This is a genomic window from Mesotoga infera (assembly GCA_011045915.1).
GTDB classification, from domain to species: Bacteria; Thermotogota; Thermotogae; order Petrotogales; family Kosmotogaceae; genus Mesotoga; species Mesotoga infera_D.
Map to the genome: position 1 here is coordinate 1 of DSBT01000310.1, position 1,600 is coordinate 1,600.

General features: G+C 46.6%; 2 protein-coding genes. Both read right to left on the minus strand.

Features of this window, described 5'->3' with window-relative positions; all coding sequences use genetic code 11:
- On the minus strand, positions 1-518 hold a 518-nt coding region (locus ENN47_10015), incomplete at its 3' end, for a carbohydrate kinase family protein (GenBank protein HDP78497.1).
- Positions 519-785: 267 nt separating this feature from the next.
- On the minus strand, positions 786-989 hold the full coding sequence (locus tag ENN47_10020) for a hypothetical protein (protein ID HDP78498.1): 204 nt from the start codon (positions 987-989) through the stop codon (positions 786-788).
- Between the last annotated feature and the right edge of the window lie 611 nt (positions 990-1,600).

Below are 1,600 nucleotides of genomic sequence, written 5' to 3' on the forward strand. Positions count from 1 at the left end.
CCATCGGGAGGCCATCCCGGATCCAGGTAGATAAGATTATCATCATGAAGAGATTCCAGAAGCGCTTTCAAGTCTCCCCTTCTCAAACCGTTTAAGACATTGATGCCACAAAAGAGTATATGTGCGCCTTTTATTCTAGCCAGCTTACCGCTCACAAAGTCAACATCCATGAAGCGCATGACAGACTCGTCGCTCAAAAAGCTTCTCTCGCTGTTTGTATGAGTTATCGCAACTGTATGCGGAGTCTTGCCTTCGATGAGGTCAAACCAATCGACTGAAATCCCCATTTCTACGAATCTTTGCTTGAGGGCCTTCCCGAAGAGATCATTCCCGGCGACCGTAACTATATCCACCGGTACTCCGAGGTCGGCAAGTACAACAGCCGTGTTGGCCGCCTGCCCGCCGATACGAATATCGACAGTATCGACGCCCATCTCCGTCCCCCATTCAGGCCAGTCGTCAATCGGACCTGCTATGATATCTACATCTACATTGCCAACTATAACCACTCTATCCATTCCACCACTCTCTTCTCCAATATCAGCGGGTAAGAAACATCAATTCCGAATGATTATAGCATCCGTGAAGAATGCCGCACTTTGAAAGGAACTGCGATTAACCGTAGCAGGCGTCATCTCAGAAGAGTCTGCAAAGTGGAGGATAAACAAAAAGCCCCGCAGCCGGAAGAAGTAACGGAAAAGACCTATATTCCGGCTGTGAGGATGGAAAAACAGATATATTCATTCCTTACGCGTGATCAGAAATCTGAAATTTATGAAGATGCTTCAGCCCTTGTGGCATTCACTGCAACAATGAACGCAACCGTCGACATTCGGGTATATCTCTCTCGCTTTCTGAAGGGCCCCGAAGCAGTTCACGAAATCTCCAAGCCTTCTCTTCGATTCCACTTCTTTGAGCCTATCGCAGTACTCCGTATGAATTTCGTGTTCTCCGGTCGGCTTTGCGTTGTCATCTACGTAGTAAATCACTTCACAACACCTCCTTCAAACAAATACTTCATAGCCGAAGAAAGAGTTTATCTAGAACGTTTCACACCAAAATTATATCACCAGGCACTCTTCACAATAACGAGATTAGGTTCACATAAGTTCAAAATCGTCTTTTCTGCATCTTTCGGATTCGTTGTGTCCGGAATGAGGGCTAGCTTGAGTATTTCTTTTGGGAAAGGCCCTGAGAAACCGAGATCGAAGAAAGATGAAGGGAAATCCCAGTTTGAGAGGGTCTACTACTCTGCATTGCCGTACTGGAAAGATTTCTCGAATACGGCTAACGGCAGGAATCGCCTGTGAAGCACTCCTTGTCTATTGAGCTCTCGAGCAAATAGTTACACCGGGGAATCCCCGGCTGATTCCTTTATCCAAGAGCATTCTGTTCTTTTTCAAAGAGGTTTCATCTCTTCACAAAGAGATCTCGATTGCAGTTGTACAGCTCCCTGAAAGCTTCCTTCCTCTCAAACATGTATTCTCTCAAGTCGCTCCAGGGTTCGATAACGACATATCTCTCTCTGATTTTGTTGACAACTTCCGAGAGACTCGATTCCGAAAACGCCGAGAAAGCAATGAGCCCGGCCCCCCCAGCA